Annotated in this window: 17 protein-coding genes; 2 read left to right on the forward strand and 15 right to left on the reverse strand. The window is 66.8% G+C overall.

Features of this window, described 5'->3' with window-relative positions; genetic code table 11:
• Positions 1-2: 2 nt before the first annotated feature.
• The 13 genes from LQG66_RS14950 to LQG66_RS15010 all read right to left on the reverse strand — a co-directional run bounded on the left by LQG66_RS14950 (position 3) and on the right by LQG66_RS15010 (position 13,833).
• Complete coding sequence (locus LQG66_RS14950; protein ID WP_231326969.1) at positions 3-929, reverse strand: Gfo/Idh/MocA family protein; 927 nt, start codon at positions 927-929, stop codon at positions 3-5.
• 1 nt (position 930) lies between these two features.
• On the reverse strand, positions 931-1,860 hold the full coding sequence (locus tag LQG66_RS14955) for a dihydrodipicolinate synthase family protein (protein WP_231326970.1): 930 nt from the start codon (positions 1,858-1,860) through the stop codon (positions 931-933).
• 9 nt (positions 1,861-1,869) lie between these two features.
• On the reverse strand, positions 1,870-3,606 hold the full coding sequence (locus LQG66_RS14960; RefSeq protein ID WP_231326971.1) for an IlvD/Edd family dehydratase: 1,737 nt from the start codon (positions 3,604-3,606) through the stop codon (positions 1,870-1,872).
• Positions 3,603-4,343: a FadR/GntR family transcriptional regulator gene (locus tag LQG66_RS14965; RefSeq protein ID WP_231326972.1), complete on the reverse strand. Its 741-nt coding sequence runs from the start codon at positions 4,341-4,343 to the stop codon at positions 3,603-3,605. The genes LQG66_RS14960 and LQG66_RS14965 overlap by 4 nt, the downstream gene beginning before the upstream one ends.
• Complete coding sequence (yjfF, locus tag LQG66_RS14970) at positions 4,340-5,320, reverse strand: galactofuranose ABC transporter, permease protein YjfF (RefSeq protein WP_231326973.1); 981 nt, start codon at positions 5,318-5,320, stop codon at positions 4,340-4,342. The genes LQG66_RS14965 and yjfF overlap by 4 nt, the downstream gene beginning before the upstream one ends.
• Positions 5,317-6,309, reverse strand: a complete 993-nt coding sequence (locus LQG66_RS14975; protein ID WP_231326974.1) for an ABC transporter permease — start codon at positions 6,307-6,309, stop codon at positions 5,317-5,319. Before LQG66_RS14975 ends, yjfF begins: the two co-directional genes overlap by 4 nt.
• Positions 6,306-7,856 (reverse strand): sugar ABC transporter ATP-binding protein, encoded by a 1,551-nt coding sequence (locus tag LQG66_RS14980; protein ID WP_231326975.1) that lies wholly within the window; start codon positions 7,854-7,856, stop codon positions 6,306-6,308. Before LQG66_RS14980 ends, LQG66_RS14975 begins: the two co-directional genes overlap by 4 nt.
• A 123-nt stretch (positions 7,857-7,979) precedes the next feature.
• Entirely contained in the window at positions 7,980-8,945 is a 966-nt protein-coding gene (ytfQ, locus tag LQG66_RS14985) for a galactofuranose ABC transporter, galactofuranose-binding protein YtfQ (protein ID WP_305879328.1), read from the reverse strand.
• Positions 8,946-9,209: 264 nt separating this feature from the next.
• Entirely contained in the window at positions 9,210-9,854 is a 645-nt protein-coding gene (eda, locus tag LQG66_RS14990; protein ID WP_305879329.1) for a bifunctional 4-hydroxy-2-oxoglutarate aldolase/2-dehydro-3-deoxy-phosphogluconate aldolase, read from the reverse strand.
• Positions 9,851-10,777, reverse strand: coding sequence for a sugar kinase (locus tag LQG66_RS14995; RefSeq protein WP_256460621.1), 927 nt, complete (start codon positions 10,775-10,777; stop codon positions 9,851-9,853). The genes eda and LQG66_RS14995 overlap by 4 nt, the downstream gene beginning before the upstream one ends.
• Positions 10,778-10,794: 17 nt before the next feature.
• Positions 10,795-11,826 carry an L-idonate 5-dehydrogenase gene (locus tag LQG66_RS15000; RefSeq protein WP_231326978.1) on the reverse strand — a complete coding sequence of 344 codons (1,032 nt, stop codon included), beginning with the start codon at positions 11,824-11,826 and terminating at the stop codon, positions 10,795-10,797.
• Between the two features lie 35 nt (positions 11,827-11,861).
• On the reverse strand, positions 11,862-12,629 hold the full coding sequence (locus LQG66_RS15005; RefSeq protein ID WP_231326979.1) for a glucose 1-dehydrogenase: 768 nt from the start codon (positions 12,627-12,629) through the stop codon (positions 11,862-11,864).
• A 7-nt stretch (positions 12,630-12,636) separates the two neighbouring features.
• Positions 12,637-13,833 carry a mandelate racemase/muconate lactonizing enzyme family protein gene (locus LQG66_RS15010; RefSeq protein ID WP_231326980.1) on the reverse strand — a complete coding sequence of 399 codons (1,197 nt, stop codon included), beginning with the start codon at positions 13,831-13,833 and terminating at the stop codon, positions 12,637-12,639.
• 153 nt (positions 13,834-13,986) lie between these two features.
• Here LQG66_RS15010 and LQG66_RS15015 point away from each other — a divergent pair, with 153 nt between their 5' ends.
• Together LQG66_RS15015 and LQG66_RS15020 are read left to right on the forward strand one after the other, a co-directional pair.
• Positions 13,987-14,742, forward strand: a complete 756-nt coding sequence (locus tag LQG66_RS15015) for a GntR family transcriptional regulator (RefSeq protein WP_231326981.1) — start codon at positions 13,987-13,989, stop codon at positions 14,740-14,742.
• Between the two features lie 39 nt (positions 14,743-14,781).
• Positions 14,782-16,146, forward strand: a complete 1,365-nt coding sequence (locus LQG66_RS15020) for an MFS transporter (RefSeq protein WP_345778959.1) — start codon at positions 14,782-14,784, stop codon at positions 16,144-16,146.
• 43 nt (positions 16,147-16,189) lie between these two features.
• Here LQG66_RS15020 and uxuA read toward each other — a convergent pair whose 3' ends face one another.
• Complete coding sequence (uxuA, locus tag LQG66_RS15025; RefSeq protein WP_231326983.1) at positions 16,190-17,386, reverse strand: mannonate dehydratase; 1,197 nt, start codon at positions 17,384-17,386, stop codon at positions 16,190-16,192.
• Between the two features lie 53 nt (positions 17,387-17,439).
• Positions 17,440-18,165 (reverse strand): GntR family transcriptional regulator, encoded by a 726-nt coding sequence (locus tag LQG66_RS15030; protein WP_231326984.1) that lies wholly within the window; start codon positions 18,163-18,165, stop codon positions 17,440-17,442.
• Position 18,166: the final 1 nt, after the last annotated feature.

Genomic DNA, 18,166 nt, shown 5'->3' on the forward strand with positions numbered 1-18,166 from the left:
CTTTAGTCCTCGAACGGCTCGACGAACTGGCGGCGGCCGAGCAGGAAGGCGTCGGCCACCAGCCGTAGCGGCGCCAGATCGACGTCGCTCGCGCCGGTCCCGGCGAGCTCGACGAAGCGGCGATAGAGACCGGGATATTCGCGTTCCTTCTCGTCGACCATCAGCTGGTCGTCGGCGGTCATGCGCGCGCCGCCCAGCGACAGCTTCAGCTGCCCTGCGTCGGTCTCGATCCGGATGTCCCAGCTCTGCGGCCCGGTCTGGCGGAAGTCGAATTCGGCCGCGATCGGCAGATCGCCCGCCGTGGTCAGCGACAGGTTGGCCGCGATCGGGGCCTGACGGTTGGACGGAAACGACAGCTCCGCCTCGGTCACGAACACCGGCTCGGGCAGGATGCGGGTCAGGATCGACAGCGCGTTGATGCCGGGATCGAACACGCCGAGACCGCCCGGCTCCCAGATCCATCCCTGCCCCGGATGCCAGACGCGCACGTCCTCCTTCCAGTCGATCCGCACGCTGCGGATGTGGCGCGACGACAACCACTGCCGTGCCGGCTCGACCGCGGGCGCGTAGCGCGAATGCCAGGTCGCAAACAGCGTGCGTCCCTTTGCGGCGGCGAGCGCAATCAGCGGATCGAGCTCGCTGACGGCGGCACCCGGCGGCTTCTCCAGCATCACATGCTTGCCGGCCTCGAGCGCGGCGAGCGCCTGCGCGCGGCGCACCTGCGGCGGCGTGCACAAAGCAACCGCGTCGATCTCGGGACCGTCGCGCAGCAGCTCCTCGATCGTGCCGAAATGCGGCAGGCCGGGCAGCGAGGCGTTGCGGCTCGCAACCGCCGTCAAGGTCACGCCATCGGTGGCGGCGATCGCCGGGACGTGCTGATCCCGCGCGATCTTGCCGAAGCCGACGATGGCGACACGAAGCTCGCTCATCTCAGCGTCCCCAGCGCAGCACGACCGGATCGAGCCGGCGCGCAATGTCGATCAGGCCCTTCTGCGTCGCCGGATGGATCGCCGGCTGCGGGCTGCGCAAGGTGTCGTGACGGATCACGCCGCCCTCCTTCATCAGGATCTTGCAGGTCGCAAGGCCGCACTGCCTGTTCTCGTAGTTGATCAGCGGCAGCCAGCGCTCATAGGCCGCGGCCGCGGCGTCACGGTCCCCCGCAAAATAGGGATCGATGATCTGGCGGATGCCGTCGGGATAGCCGCCGCCGGTCATCGCACCGGTGGCGCCGGCATCGAGATCGGCCATCAAGGTGATCGCCTCCTCGCCGTCCCACGGCCCCTCGATCGCGGCACCGCCGGCCTCGATCAGCGCGCGCAGCTTGTCGGCCGCGCGCGGCACCTCGACCTTGAAATAAGCGAGGTTCTCGATCTCCTTGGCCATGCGCACAAGCAGCGGCACCGACAGCGGCGTGCCCGCGACCGGCGCGTCCTGCACCATGATCGGAATCGAGATCGCGTCGGAGACGCCGCGATAGAATTCGTAGATCGAGGCGTCCGGCACCCGGAAGGTGGCACCGTGATAGGGCGGCATCACCATGACCATGGCGGCGCCCTTGTCCTGCGCCCGGCGCGAGCGCTCGGCGCAGACGAAGGTCGAGAAATGCGTGGTGGTGACGATGATCGGCACGCGGCCGGCGACATGCTCCAGCACTGTCGTCATGACCAGATCGCGCTCGTCATCGGTCAGCACGAACTGCTCGGAGAAGTTGGCGAGGATACAGATGCCGTGCGAGCCGGCGTCGATCATGAAGTCGATCGCGCGCTTCTGGCCCTCGAGGTCGAGGCGACCGTCAGCATCGAAGACGGTCGGCGCGACCGGAAAGACGCCCTTGTAGAGCTTTCTGGAGGAAGCGGTCATGCGGCACCTCTAATGATTGTCGCGCGGCACGGGCGAGCCGCTGCGGCCAACGAGAAAATCGAAATCGACGCCACGATCGGCCTGCAGCACGTGATCGATGTAGAGCTTCTGATAGCCGCGCGCCGCATGCGGCTCGGGCGGCGTCCAGGCGGCGCGGCGCGTCGCCAGCTCCTCGTCGCTGACATGCAGATGCAGCGCGCGGGCGGCGACGTCGAGCGTGATCATGTCGCCGTTCTTGACCAGCGCCAGCGGCCCGCCGACGGTGGCTTCCGGGGCGACATGCAGGACGACGGTACCATAGGCGGTGCCCGACATGCGCGCATCCGAGATGCGGATCATGTCGCGCACGCCCTGGCGCAGCAGCTTGGCCGGCAGCGGCATGTTGCCGACCTCGGCCATGCCGGGATAGCCCTTTGGCCCGCAGTTCTTCAGCACCATGATGCAGGAGGCGTCGATGTCGAGCGTGTCGTCGTCGACCGCGTCATGCATCTCCTCGACGCTCTCGAACACGACGGCGCGGCCGGTGTGCTTCATCAGTTCCGGCGAGGCCGCCGACGGCTTGATGACGGCGCCATTCGGCGCGAGATTGCCGGAGAGGATCGCGATGCCGCCTTCCGGCTTGAACGGTGTCTCGAACGGCGTGATGACGTCCTTGTTCCAGTTCGGCGCCGCGGCGACGTTGTCCCACAAGCTCTTGCCGTTGATGGTGCGGGCCTCCTTGTGCAGCAGGCCGCGCTCGCCGAGCGCACGCAGCACCGCCGGCAGGCCACCGGCGTAGTAGAAGTCCTCCATCAGGAAGCGCCCAGACGGCATCAGGTCGACCAGGCAATGCACGTCGCGGGACAGCCGGTCGAAATCGTCCAATGTCAGTTCGACGCCGACGCGGCCGGCGATGGCGAGCAGATGCACCACCGCATTGGTCGAGCCGCCGATCGCAGCCAAGGTGCGGATCGCATTCTCGAACGCATGTCGCGTCAGGATGTCCGACGGCTTGAGATCCTCGGCCACCATCTCGACGATGCGGCGCCCGGCCATGCGCGCGAGCAGATTGCGGCGCGCGTCGGCGGCGGGGATCGCTGCGTTCTCGGGCAGGCCGATGCCGAGCGCCTCGACCATCGAAGCCATGGTCGACGCCGTGCCCATCGTCATGCAGCTGCCGGCGGAGCGGTTCATCGCCGCTTCGGCCTCGTGGAATTCGGCCAGCGTGATCTCGCCGGCACGCAGTTGCTCGCTCATCGAGATGATGTTGGTGCCGGAGCCGATGATCTGGCCGCGATAGACGCCGCGCAGCTGCGGCCCGCCCGACACGCCGATGGTCGGAAGATCCGCCGAGGCCGCGCCCATCAAGAGCGCCGGCGTGGTCTTGTCGCAGCCCATCAACAGCACGACGCCATCGAGCGGATGCGCGCGGATCGCCTCCTCGACATCCATCGAGGCGAGGTTGCGGAACAGCATCGCGGTGGGGCGCATCGTCACCTCGCCGAGCGAGGAGACCGGGAATTCGAGCGGGTAGCCGCCGGCGTCGAGCACGCCCTGGCGGACATGTTCGGCAATGACGCGGAAATGCCCGTTGCAGGGCGTCAGCTCCGACCAGGTGTTGCAGATGCCGATGACCGGACGGCCCTCGAACCGGTCCTGCGGCGTGCCGCTGTTCTTCAAGAATGAGCGGTAATAGAAGCCCATCTTGTCCTGGCGGCCGAACCACGCCTGGCTGCGCAGCACCTTCTTCTCGTTGTCGTTGCTCATTTCTGGTCCGATCGTGCGGCCGATAGCGCGTGGCGCCGCCGGCCGTTGTAGATGACTTCAATCATGGCTTCGGAGGCGGCCTCGGGGTCTCCAGCGGCGATCGCGTCGATGATGCGCTGATGCCAGACCAGCACGGTGTCGCGATCGGCAGTCTCGACCGGCGCGCTCAGGACGAACGAGGCACGCAGCGCGGCTTCGATCACCGCGCCGATCGAGCGCATGAAGGGATTGCCCGAGGCGTTGGCGATCGCGATGTGCAGGGCGAGGTCGGCTTCGGCGAAGGCGACCGAGGTCGACGGCTCACGCTCCATCAGCGCCATGGCCTTGCTCATGGCGACGAGATCGTCCTCGCTGCGCCGTTCAGCGGCGAGCGCGGCAGCGCGCGGCTCGATTGCGAGCCTGATCTCGGCGAGATCGGCAAGGAAGCGCTTGTCGATCCCAGCATCGAGATGCCACGCCAGCACGTCCGGATCGAACATGTTCCAGTCCGAGCGGTCGCGCACCACCGTGCCGACCCGTGCCTTGGTCGTCAGCAGCCCCTTGGCCACCAGCGTCTTGACGCTCTCGCGCAGCACCGGACGCGACACGCCAAACATCGCCGTCATCTCGGCGTCACTCGGCAACCGCGCGCCGGCCGCATAGCGACCGGAGATGATGTCGATACCGATGCTGCGGGCAACCTCGGCATGGTTGGAGTGGGCCCGCCGGGTGGGAATGACGACGATGTGCGAGGTCATGTCCTCGCCCCCACCGTCTTGACGGACGAGCGGCGCGCGAGCGCCATCAGACCTTGCTGCAGCGCAATGAAAACGAACAACAGAACCCCCGTGGCGATCTTGGTCCACCAGCTCGACAGCGTACCGTCGAAATTGATGTAGGTCTGGATCATGCCCTGGATCAGCACGCCGAGGAAGGTGCCGATGACGGAGCCCTGCCCGCCCGTCAACAAGGTTCCGCCGATCACCACCGCCGCGATGGTGTCGAGCTCGACTCCGACCGCCGAAAGGGAATAGCCGGCCGCCGTATAGAAGGAGAAGACGATGCCGGCGAACCCTGCGAGCACGCTCGACAGCATATAGATGCGGACCGTCATCGGTCCCACGGGAATGCCCATCAGGGCCGTCGCCGCGCGGCTGCCACCGAGCGCATAGACGTTGGCGCCGAACCGGGTCAGGTGCAGCAGGAAGGCGCTGAGCACCAGGACCGCCAGCATCGCGATCGCGACCGCGGTCAGCCGCCCGCCGCCTGGAAGCCTGATCGCGAAATCCGAGACGGCGCTGTAGATCGGCGCCGTGATCGGAATCGACTCGGTCGACAGCAGGAAGCTGACCCCGCGCGCCAAAAACATGCCCGCGAGCGTCACGATGAAGGGCGGCAGGTCGAAGACGTGGATGACGGCGCCCATCGCCGCCCCGAACAGCGCGCACAGCACGAGCACCAGCGCGAAGGCGGCGAGCGGCGGGATGCCCCAGCGCTCGACCGCAAGCGCCACGAACACGGTGGTGAAGCCGATCACCGAGCCGACCGACAGGTCGATGCCGCCGGAGATGATGACGAAGGTCATGCCGGCCGCGACGATACCGAGGAAGGCGTTGTCGGTGAGCAGATTGGCGACGACCCGCGTCGAGGCGATGTTCGGGAATTGCAGGGCGCAAAGCGCAAAGCCGGCAATCAGCACGAACGCGGTGATGGCGATAGAGGTTGATGCCCTCATGGCTTGGTCCTCCGCCAGCGCGCCGTGAAGCGCGAGAGATCGCCGAGCCGGGGCGATTGCGCCAGCAGCACCGCGAGCACCACGACCGCCTTGACCAGCAGGTTGAGCTCCGGCGGATAGCCGGACAGCAGGATGCCGGTGTTCATGGCCTGGATGATCAGCGCGCCGGCCACCGCCAACACCAGGCTGAAGCGGCCGCCGAACAGCGAGGTGCCGCCGATCACGACGGCGAGGATCGCATCGAGCTCGAGCCAGAGACCGGCATTGTTGGCATCCGCGCCCATGATGTCGGCGGCGGCGATGACGCCCGCCAGCGACGCGCAGAGGCCGCACCAGACATAGACCGACAGGATCATGGCACGGGTGCCGACGCCCGAAAGCTCGCTGGCGCGCGCATTGCCGCCGGTGGCCTCGATCAGCAGCCCGAGCGCAGTCCCGCGGACGACGGCGGCCGTCACCAGCAGCATGCCGGTGGCAATGACGATCGGCATCGGCAGGCCCAGCACGGCGCCGTTGCCGATCCACACCAGGTCGGGCGAGGTGAAGGTGACGATGCGTCCCTCGGTGATGAGCTGGGCGATGCCGCGCCCCGCCACCATCAGGATCAGGGTGGCGACGATCGGCTGGATGCGCAGCACCGCGACGAGAATGCCGTTCCAGAGCCCGCACGCCAGGCCGACGCCGAGCGCCGCGGCGATCACGACCGGCAGCGGTTGCGTATCGGCGAGGCTCGCCGCGGTGGCGCCGGCGATTGCCATCACGGCGCCGACCGAGAGATCGATGCCGCCGGTCGCGATCACCAGCACCATGCCGAGCGAGAGCAGCGCCACCGGCGTGCCGCGATTGAGCACGTCGATCACGCTGCCGAACAGCCGGCCGTCCTGCAGATGCAGGTTGAAGAACTGCGGCGACACCGCACGATCCACCATGAGGATCACGATCAGTGCGAGCGCCTGTGCGAGACCGCGGCGCGGGATCCGGAGCGTCATGACGCGACCTCCTGCGCGGCCGGTACATCGGCAGCGATCGCCGCCAGGATGCTGGAGACCTCGACGGCGTCGCCCTTCAGCTCCTCGACATGGGCGCGATCGCGCAGCACGATGACACGGTTCGAATAGGTGACGATCTCGTCGAGCTCCGAGGAGATCACGAGCAGCGCCAGTCCCTGGTCGCACAGCTCGCGCACCAGGCGGATGATCTCGGCATGCGCTCCGACATCGATGCCGCGGGTCGGCTCGTCCAGCACCAGAAGCTTCGGCGACGTCGCGAGCCAGCGCGCCAGCAGCGCCTTCTGCTGGTTGCCGCCCGACAACAGCCCGATCGTCCGCTCCGGGTCGGGGGGCCGGATGTCGAGCATGCGGATATAGCGCATCGCGATCTCGTCCTGCTCGCGCCGCGACAGCGGCCGGTGCAGGCCGCGCCGCGCCTGCAGCGCCAGGATGATGTTCTCGCGCACGGTCAGATCGGCAACGATGCCCTCGGTCTTGCGCTCCTCCGGGCAATAGCCGAAGCCGAGCCCGGCGCCATCGCGCGGCGAATTCAGCCGCACGGCCTTGCCGCCGACCGTGGCCTCGCCGCTGTCGGCCCGCTCGGCGCCGAACACGAGCCGCGCCGTCTCGGTGCGGCCGGAGCCGAGCAGACCGGCGAGCCCGACCACCTCGCCGCGCCGCAGCTCGAGATCGAACGGCGCGAGGTACCCTTGCTTGCCGAAGCCCTTGAAGCTGACGCAAACTTCGCGCGCCGTCTCTGGCTGGCTGGCAGCGCGCTCGCCGGTCGTCTCCGCCAATTCGCGGCCCAGCATCATGCGGATCAGGTCGAGCCGCGGCAGATCGGCAAGCTCGCGGGTGCCGATCTGCCGACCGTTGCGCAGCACGGTGACGCGATCGCAGATCTCATAGACCTGGTCGAGGAAATGGCTGACGAAGACGATGCCGATGCCGCGCGCCGCAAGCTGGCGCATCACCTTGAACAGGATCTCGACCTCGTGGCGGTCGAGACTTGCGGTGGGCTCGTCGAGAATGAGCACGCGCGCGGACAGGTCGACGGCGCGCGCGATCGCGGTGATATGCTGCACGGCGACCGAATAGCTCGACAGCGGCGCACCAACGTCGATGTCCAGGCCGTAGTCGAGCAGCAGCGCGTGCGCCCGCCGCCGCATCTCGGCCTCGCGCACGACGCCGAAACGCGTCGGCTGCCGGCCGAGATAGAGATTTTGCGCCACCGAGAGGTTCGGCAGCAGGTTCACTTCCTGATAGACGGTGGCGATGCCGGCATCGAGCGCATCCCCGGCGGAGCGCGGTGCGATCTCCTGCCCCGCGAGCCGGACGGTGCCGGCGTCACGCGCGAACACGCCGGTGACCACCTTGATCAGCGTCGACTTGCCGGCCCCGTTCTCACCGAGCAGCGCATGGATCTCGCCCTCACCCAGGGTGAAGTCGACGTCCTGCAGCGCTGTAAGCGCGCCGAAGCTCTTGGTCAGGCCGCGCACGTCCAGAAGCGCTGGACGGGAGGCCGGAGAAGCTGAACTATCATACATGGTGAGTCAACTTGGCGGGATCACTCGAGCTGGCGCCCGCACCATGTGCGGACGCCAGCCATTTGCTTCCCTCGTTCCGGCGAACGCCAGAACGACGGCGACGCGTCAATCACACCTCCCGGCTCAGTAGCCGAGGCCCTTCTTGCTGTCGTAGACCTTCTGCGGCTCGTCAGCTGCCGTGTAGAGCTTGGACTCCGTCTGGATCCACTTCGGCGGAGTCGTGCCCTTGTCCTTGTAGGCGATGATCGCATCGAGCGCGGGACCCGCCATGTTCGGCGTCAGCTCGACGGTCGCATTGGCTTCACCGGCCGCGATCGCCTTGAAGATGTCCGGCACGGCGTCGATCGAGACGGTCAGGACGTCCTTGCCCGGCTTGAGGCCGGCTTCCTTCATGGCCTGGATCGCGCCGACCATCATGTCGTCGTTGTGGGCATAGACCGCGCAGATCGACTTGCCGCCGTTCTCGGCCTTGATGAAGCTCTCCATCACCTCCTTGCCCTTGGCACGGGTGAAGTCGCCGGTCTGGCTGCGCACCACCTTCAGATTGGCGTTCTTGGCGATGACGGCGTCGAAGCCCTTCTTGCGATTGGTGGCGACGCTGGCGCCGACGGTGCCCTGCAGCTCGACCACGTTGCAGGCCTTGCCGCCGACGGTCTTGGCGAGCCACTCGCCGGCGACCTCGCCTTCATGCACGCTGTCGGAGGTGACGGCGGTCAGATAGAGATCCTTGCCCGACGGGTCGATGTCGCGATCGAGCAGCACGACCGGGATCTTGGCTTCCTTGGCTTCCTTCAGCACGGCATCCCAGCCTGATGCGACGACCGGCGCCAGGAAGATGGCATCGACGCCCTGCGCGATGAAGGAGCGGATCGCCTTGATCTGGTTTTCCTGCTTCTGCTGCGCGTCGGCGATCTTGAGGTTGACCTTGCGCTTGGCGGCTTCCGACTTCGAGACGGAGGTCTCGGCGGCGCGCCAGCCGGATTCGGACCCGATCTGCGAGAAGCCGACGGTCAGTTCGGCGGCACTGGCGGAAGTGGCAAGCAACAAGGCGGCCGTTGCGGACGCCGCAAAGAGGGCTTTCAGGTTCATCAGGCGTTCTCCCAAATGTCTGTTCTGGATGCGCCGCCGCTGCGAGCGGTCTCATCGCACCTTTTCAGCCGGCCTCAACGGCCAGCGCGCCCGTTATTCCACGGAAGCCTTGGCCTGACTAGTCATATTATTTGACTATAATACTTTTTAAGGAGGGATAATGCGTTGGCTAGGCACAGGAGCGCAGCGGCGCACTGCTGTAGAGCGACATCATACACCAATAAAATTTTGAGTTGTCGAGCGGCGACAGTCAGCGCAGTAGAGTCAGCGCAGCGTCGTCGCCTCGCGGGCGCGCTGTTCGATCGCGGCCCAGGCGCCAGCCTTGATGTCGGCCGCTGGCGCCACCCAGGAGCCGCCGATCGCAACGACCTTCCGGTGCTGGAGCCATTGCGCGGCATTACCAGCATTGATGCCGCCCGTCGGGCAGAACCGCACGTTCGGGAACGGCCCGGCCAGCGCATCGAGCGCCGGGAGTCCGCCGGCCGGTACGGCGGGGAAGAACTTCACCAGCTCATAGCCGCGCGTGACGCAGGCGATCAGGTCCGACGACGTCTGGATACCCGGCGCAAATGGCAGCTCGCCTGCGGTGGCGGCGTCCAGCAGCTCGATGGACAGACCAGGACTGATCGCGAAAGCGGCGCCGAGCTTGGCGGCCCGCTCGTAATCGGCCGGCGTCAGCACCGTGCCGATGCCGACCACCGCGTCCGGCACCTGATCGAGGATCGCGCGAGCGGCATCGAAGCCCGCCTGCGTGCGCAGGGTGATTTCGATGACGCGCAGTCCGCCAGCGACCAGCGCCCGCGCCAGCGGCACCGCGTGCGCGGCATCCTCGATCGTGATCACGGGAATGACCGGCGCGAGCGCGAACACCGCATCGAGCTTCGCGCGCTTGTCAGGGATGCTCATCACGCCTCGCTCGTCGCCAGAATGTCCCGCGGCATCGCCGAGGGCGGGATCACGGCGCCCGGCGCCATGATCACGGCGCCTGCGAGCCGATGGCCCGCGAGCGCAGCCTTGCGCGGCGGAGCACCGTGGATGCGCGCCGCGAGATACCCCGCATTGAAGGAATCGCCCGCCGCCGTGGTGTCGATCGGCTTTAGCACCGCGGGCGGAGCAATGTCGACCAGCACGCCCTCGGCATCGATCAGGCAGCCACGCGCCCCGCGCTTGACCACGATCTCCTTGACGCCGGCGTCCTTGAACCGGCGCAGGCTGACGGAGGCATCGGAATCGCCGAACAGCATCTGTTCGTCCTCGAGGGTCGGGAGCGCAATATCGACGAGCGGCAGGATCGCACGGAAGGAGCGCTGGGCCGCCTCCCGGCTGCTCCAGCCGCGCGGCCGGTAATTGCCGTCGAACACGACACGCGCGCCGCGCTTGCGCGCGACCGTCAACAGCTCGCGGAGCTTGGCCTTGCCGGTCTCGCCATACAGCGACAGGCTGATCCCGGACAGATAGATCCAGTCAAAGCGCGAGAGCCTGTCGAGCATGGCGTGATCGGCGCGGTCGAACAGCTCGCGCGCCGGCGCGCGGTCGCGCCAGTACAGGAAGCTGCGCTCGCCGCTGGCATCGCGCTCGATCATGTAGAGGCCGGGCACCCGGCCGGCGACCCGCAGCACCTCGGAGGTTTCGATACCCTCCGCCTGCCACGCCGCCAGCATCATCTCGCTCAAGGGATCGTCGCCCAGCGCCGTCACATAGGAGGTCGCGACACCGAGCCGCGCCAGATAGAGCGCCGTATTGAGCGTATCGCCGCCGAAGCCGCGCCGGAACAGCGAGCCGTTCTCCTGCGCAAACTCCACCATGCACTCTCCGATGCAGGCGACTTTCATCGGCCCAAACCCATCCATCAAAACGTCAAATGAACCTTCATGGCCCGGCTTCGATCGCTGGCGAGCTCGAAGGCGGTGACCGCCTCTTCGAACGGCAGCGTAGCGGAGATCAGCGGCTTGACGTCCAGCAGCCCGTCGCCCATCAGCCGCAGCGCCAGCTCGAATTCGCGGTCGAACCTGAACGTGCCGCGCAATTGCAGCTCCTTCGTGACCAGGGTGTTGAGCGGCAAGGTCATTTCGCCGCCGAGCCCGAGCTGGACGATGATGCCGCCCGGCCGCATCACGTCGAGCGCGGCCCGCAACGCGGCTTGGTTGCCGGACGCCTCGAACAGCACGTCGAAGGCGCCCTTGCCGGCCCGCCACGGATCGAGCGCCGATGGCTCCGCCCCGACATTGAACGCGTGGCTGGCACCGAGCGCGCGCGCCACCGCGAGCGGCGCATCGGCCACATCCGTCGCCACGATCTCCGCCGCGCCGCCATGCCGCGCGACCAGGATCGACAGCGCGCCGATCGGGCCGCAGCCGGTCACCAGCACCCGCTTGCCGAGCAGGGAGCCGGCCTGATGCGCGGCATGCAGGCAGACCGACAAGGGCTCGGCCATCGCAGCTTCCCCGAGCGACAGAGACGGCGCGATCGGCACGGCCTGCGAGGCATCGACGGTGACGAATTCGCGGAAGCCGCCCTGCACATGGGGATCGCGCATTGCGCTACCCATGAAGCGCATGTCCAGGCACTGGTTGCGCAGCCCCTCGCGGCAATAGGCACACTTGCCGCACGGCAGGCTCGGATTGACGGCGACGCGCGTGCCCTCGGCGAGGCCGGTCACGCCGGCGCCGACCGCGGCGACGTGGCCTGCGATCTCATGGCCCAGCGCCATCGGCTGCTTGATGCGCACGGTGCCGAAGCCGCCGTGATGATAATAGTGCAGGTCCGAGCCGCAGATGCCGCCGGCTTCGATCTTGACCCGCACCTCGCCTGTTCCTGGCGCCGGATCGGGAAAGCTGTCGATGCGCAGATCCCTGGGCGCGTGAATGACGACGGCACGCATCGGCTGTCCTCCCTGTCTCGTCTTGTCCGCCGATCCTACATCGAAGCCAGCATGCCGCCATCGACATAGATGGTCTGGCCGTTGACATAGGTCGAGGCCTCGGAGGCCAGGAAGATCGCGGTTCCAACCAGCTCATCGGGGCGACCCCAGCGCTTCGACGGGATCCGCGACATCAGCCAATTGTTGAAATCGGGGCTGCTCATCAGCGCCTGGTTCATGTCGGTGAGCATGTAGCCGGGACCAATCGCATTGGCCTGGATGCCATGCGCGGCCCATTCGACCGCCATGGCCTTGGTCAGGTTGCGGATGCCGCCCTTGGCCGCGGTGTAGGGCCCCACCGTGGGGCGCGCCAGCTCGCTCGCCAGCGAACCGATGTTGACGATCTTGCCGCTCTTGCGCGGGATCATCCGCTTGGCGGCCTCGCGCCCGATCACGAAGGCGCTGGTGAGATTGGTCTCGATGACGCGGCGCCACTCCTCTGTGGTGAACTCGACCAGCGGCTTGCGGTGCTGGATGCCGGCATTGTTGACGAGAATGTCGATCGCAATCCCCTCCGCGTCGAAGCGCGCGAAGGCGCTGAGGACGGCCTCTTCGTCGGTCACGTCGAACGGACAGGCCTCGGCCTGATGGCCCGCGGCGCGGAATTCCTCCACGGCTGCCAGCGTGCGCTGGGGATCAGTGCCGTTGATGACGAGCCGCGCGCCGGCCTTGGCAAAGCCCTCCGCGATGGCGCGGCCGAGGCCACGCGAGGACCCGGTCACCAGGGCGGTCTTGCCGGAGAGATCGAAAAGCGACGTTGACATGCTTCACTCACGCGTTGCTGCGGCGGACGGTCAGGTCGGGGCGCTCGAACACCGCAGGCAGCAGATCGACACCGAGGCCCGGCCCGTCCATTGGATAGACATAGCCATCCTTGATCAGCGGCATCGTCGTGACAAGCTCGTTGTACCAGCCCTTGTAGAAGGCGCGCACCGATTCCTGGATCAGGGTGTTGGGCTGGCTGAACGACATGTGCACCGCGGCAATGAAGCCGACCGGGCCGATGCAGTCATGCGGAGCGAAGGGGCGATGATAGGTCTCGGCCATCGCTGCGATCTTGCGCCCCTCCGTGAGACCGCCGGTCCAGCACAGGTCCGCCATCACCACATGCGCGGCGTCGCGGTCGAGCATGTCCTTGTAGGGGTAACGCGAGCCGAGCGTCTCGCTCGCGGTGACCCAGACGTGGGTCGAGCGGGCATATTCGGCCAGCGCCTGCGGCGAATTCATGCGGATCGGGTCCTCGTACCAGGTGGGCTGATAGTCCTCCAGCACGCGCGCGATCTGCTTGGCCGTCGGCAGATTCCACAACGAGTGGAACTCGACCATGATCTCCATCCTGTCGCCGACCGCCTTCCTGATCTTCTCGAACGGTTCGACGGCCTTCTTCATCTGCGCCGCCGTGATGTAGAGACCCTGGTTCTCCTGCGCCGGCGGATCGAACGGCCAGATCTTCATCGCGGAGATCCCGCTTTCGAGCAGGCTCTCGGCGAGCTGATCGGCGCGGTTCATGAAACCGTCGAGATCCTCATACGCGCTGTCCGTCCCGAGGCTCCAGTTGGAGACCGGGCTGATATTGGTCGAGCGCACGTAGCGCGTGCCGGCACAGGTGTTGTAGATGCGCTGCTTGTCGCGGCAGAGGCCGCCGAGCATCTGGTGCACCGGCTGGCCGCACACCTTGCCGAACAGATCCCACAGCGCGATGTCGATCGCGGAGGCCGCACGATACTCGACGCCGGTGGACGATTGCGCCATCGGCAGGTTCAGCATGTCGCGATGGATCGCCTCGATCCGAAGCGGATCGCGTCCGAGCAGGCGGCCGGCAAAGGTGTCATGGATCTGGGCTTCGACGGCGCCGGCGCCGTAGAACGTCTCCCCGAGCCCAATCACGCCGGCATCGGTGTGAACGCGGACCCAGATGACGTTGGCGAATTCCTGCGTGCGCAATGTCTCGATCGCCGTGATCTTCACGCTCATCTCCTCCCGCCGCATGCTCAATTGGACCGTTTGGCCGGCATCAGCCATACGCGCTCTTGTAATATATCACAATATGTTTAGTGTTGGCGGCTGTGCCGCGCCCGAGACGCGGCCTTGGGGACAACAGGGAAGCACCGGGGGACAGGCATGGCGCGCCGCAAAGCCGCTCTGAAAGCGGTGACCGAGGACGACGCGCCGCCGCGGCGCAACCGCGTCAATCTCTTCGAGCTCGCCTATCAGCGGATCGAGGATCTGCTCGTCAATTGCGAGCTCAAGCCGGGCCGTCTGCTCACCGTCCAGGACCTGCAGAGCATCACCGGCTGCGGCCGCACGCCGGTGCACAGCGCCGTCAATCTGCTGGCCGCCGATACGCTGATCCTCATCCGGCCGCGCCACGGCCTGCAGATCGCGCCGATCGATCTGGCGCGCGAGCGCCTGCTGCTTGGCCTGCGGCGCGACGTGGAGCGCTTCGTGATCCGCCTGGCCGCCGACCGCGCCTCGCTGTCCCACCGCAACCAGATGCTGCACATCGAACGGCTCTTGCGCGAACGGCGTTCGACGCTGTCGATCGACGAGTTCAACAAGCTCGACCGCCGCATCGACGCGCTGATCCTGGCGGCGAGCGGCGAGCCGTTCCTGGCCCATACGATGCGGCCGCTGCACACGATCTACCGCCGTGTCGGCTTCATCTACCACCGCCTGCTCGCGAATCATGCCGATCTGAGCGGGACCATCGACCGCCACGTGGCCATTCTCAACACCGTAGCCAACAGGCATGCGGAGCGCGCCGTCGCGGCGAGCGATGCGCTGATCGATTTCATGGACCAGATGTTCGAGGACATGGAAGCGGGCATCGATCCCCGCTTGCTCGACTGCAGCATCGAGCCGCTGCCAGGCACCTGACACTTCATCGCAACAACATACGGGAGGAACTACATGTCCATGTCGACCGCAGCCGCGCCGCAGAGAGTGGCGATCGACGCCGCCGTGCGCCATCTGGTGCAGAACTACAGCCCGAAAGGCAGCCGCATCGGCTGGCTGATGATGGCGTCGATCCTGGTCGAGGCCTGGGATCTCTATTCGATCGCCTTCGTGCTGATCTTCATCAAGGAGCAGTACAATCCTGGCGCGCTCGAGCTCGGCCTTGCCGCAGCCGGTACGCAGGGCGGCGCCCTGGTCGGCGCGCTCATCGGCGGCTGGTTGTCCGACAAGATCGGCCGCCGCTGGATGTTCCTGGGAACGATGACGATGTTCGTCGTGCTGGCGCTGGTGCAGGCGTTCGTGCCCAACATGACATGGCTGATCGTCATTCGCTTCCTGCTCGGCGTCCCACTCGGCAGCGACATCTCGACCGGCTACACCTACATCATGGAGTCCATGGCGAAGGGCGAACGCGAGGTCATGGGCAACCGCTGGCAGTTCATGTTCGCCGTCGGCGAGGTGCTGACCATCGGCGTGATCGTGATCTTCCTGCTGATGGAGATCAATCACGAGACGCTGTGGCGCGTCACGCTGGGCCTGGGCGCCGTGCCGGCGCTGATCATCCTGTTGCTGCGCCACGACGTGCCGGAGACGGCGGTCTGGCTGGTGCAGCGCGGCCGTTTCAAGGAAGCCAAGGCGGTCGCCCGCCACATGTACAATGACGACCTGAAGATGCTGCCGGATCAGGACGTCGTGATTCCCGCGCCCAGCACGCGCGCCTTCATCGCCGATCTGCGCAAGGACCCCATCCGCTGGCGCGCGACCGTGTATGGCTGGATCGCCTGTTTCGCGCAGGCCTCCGAGTTCTCGACCTTCGCGTTCTACCTGCCGGTCATGTTCGCGATGGTCGGCGTCTCCAGCCTGCTCGGCAACAACCTGGTCACCATGGCGCTGTTCGCCTTTGCGGCGATCTCCGGCTGGGTCGGGCCGCTGCTGACGCCGAAGATCGGCCATCGCGGCATCAGCATCGCCGGCTTCGGCATCGTGCTGGTCTCGCTTCTGATCGCGGCCGCGGCGCTCTACACCGATCACAAATACATCCTGCCCTTCGCTGCCGCCGGCATGCTGTGGGGCCACTATTGGGACGCCTCGAACTGCATGACCATCCCGACCATGGTGGCGCGTCCTCAATATCGCGGGACCGCAAGCGGCTTCGCCTACATGTTCGTCAAGCTGCCGTCGTTCCTGGCGATCTTCCTGTTCCCGTCGCTGTTCGCGGCGATCGGCCAGGCCAACGCGACCCTGTTCGTCGCGATCTTCCCGCTGATCGGGCTCCTCGCTGCGATCTTCATCCTGCCGGAGGTCTATGGCTACGAGCACGATTGACTTGTGCGGGCGGATCCGCTGATGCGGTTCCGCCCCTTGGCTCTCACACCGGCAGCCGATTGATGGCCGCCACCGCGGTCATCACGCCGCGGATCTCGGCTAGGCCTTTGAGCCGGCCGACCAGCGGATAGCCCGGATGGGTGCCGCGCCCGATGTCATCCGCGAGCTCGTGGCCGTGGTCGGGCCGGAACGGGATGCGCCAGTCCGGTTCGCCCGCGGCCTTGCGGCGGGCCTGCTCCTTGAGCAGCGTCGTCACCACTGAAACCATGTCGACGTCGCCGCGCAGATGCTCGGCCTCCATGAAGGAGCCGTCGAGCATCTTGCTGACGTTGCGCAGATGCACGAAACGGATATGGGGTGCAAAGCGCTCGGCAAGCCGCGGCACGTTGTTCTGCCCGCCGGCACCGAGCGCGCCGGTGCAGAAGGTGATGCCGTTGGCGGGGGACGGACAGGCATCGACGATGAATTGCAGATCGTCGGCATTCGAGACCACGCGCGGCAAACCGAACAGGTCGCGCGGCGGATCGTCGGGATGGACGCAGAGGCTGACGCCGCACTCCTCGGCCGTCGGCACCACCTCGCGCAGGAAGCGCGCGTAGTTGGCGCGCAGCTCGGCGTGACCGATATCGCGATATTTTTCCAGCATGCCGCGCAGCCCGGGCACGTCGTAGCGATCATAGGCCCCGGGTAGCCCCGCCATGATGGTCGCGAGCAGCCGATCCTTGTCGGACTCGGACGCCTGCGCTACCCATGCCTTGGCGCGGTCGAGCACGTCGGAGGAGAACTCGGCCTCGGCGCCGGGACGCTGTAGGATGTAGCAGTCGAACGCGGCAAAGCGATCCAGATCGAAGCGCAATGCAGTCGCGCCGCCGGGAAGCCGGAAGGCGAGCTCGGTGCGGGTCCAGTCCAGCACCGCCATGAAATTGTAGCAGACAGTGGTGACACCGCAGGCGGCGAGGTTGCGCAGCGACTGCCGGTAATTGTCGAACAGATCGGTGAGGTCGCCCTCGCCGAGCTTGATCGCCTCAGAGACCGGGAGGCTCTCGACCACGCTCCAGCGCAGCCGCAGCGACGAGTCGCCCTCGATCATGCCGATGCGCTTGACGATCTCGTCCGTGCTCCACACCACGCCGTAGGGAATGTGGTGCAGCGCCGTCACGATCCCGGTCGCGCCGGTCTGACGGACCTGCGGCAGGGTGATGGGATCATCGGGTCCGAACCAGCGCCACGTCTGTTCCATGTCGTTTACCTTCCTAAAAATCACACATCATGGCGCGACCGAGCTTCGACAGATCACCGCCGCCGTCGCGCCCGCGTCCGCGGCTCGGCCTGCGCGACCTCTTCCTGGCGCGAAAAGATGCCGTCGGCACGGCGGAACACCTCGCGCAGATGGCGGCGCATCGCCGCAACGGCCTGGGCCTCGTTGCAGGCGGCGAGCCCCTCCAGGATCTCCTGATGCTGTGCAATCAGGAGTGGAATATGGCCGGCGTCTTCCTTCAGGGTCAGATGGCGCACGCGGTCGAAATGAATCTTGGTCTGGCGGATCACCTGCCACACATGCGGGTGCCGGCTGGTGCGGGCGATGGTCTGGTGGAACGCCTCGTCATGCGCGTAGAACTCTTCGGGCGTCGCTGCCGCCATCTGTTTCTCGATCAGCTCGCTCAACTCGCGCAGCGACGTCGCATCCATGTAGCGCACGGCCTCCGCGACCAGGGCGCATTCCAGATGCTCGCGGATGAACTGCGCCTCGCCGAAGGCTTCGCGCGACACCGGCGCCACCACGCTGCCGCTCTGCGGATAGATGCGGACGAGATCGACGTCGGCGAGCTTGATCAGGGCCTCGCGCACGGGGGTGCGGCTGACGCCGAGCCGTTCGCACAGATCGAGCTCGGCCATCGGCGTGCCCGGCGGCAGCGCGCCGGAGACGATGTCCTCGAGCAGCCGCTCATAGACCTGGTCGGCCAGCCGCCGCCCTGCCTTGCCGTCCATCCGCGTCAGAGGTGTCAGATCATCATCCATG

The organism is Bradyrhizobium ontarionense (assembly GCF_021088345.1).
GTDB lineage: Bacteria > Pseudomonadota > Alphaproteobacteria > Rhizobiales > Xanthobacteraceae > Bradyrhizobium > Bradyrhizobium ontarionense.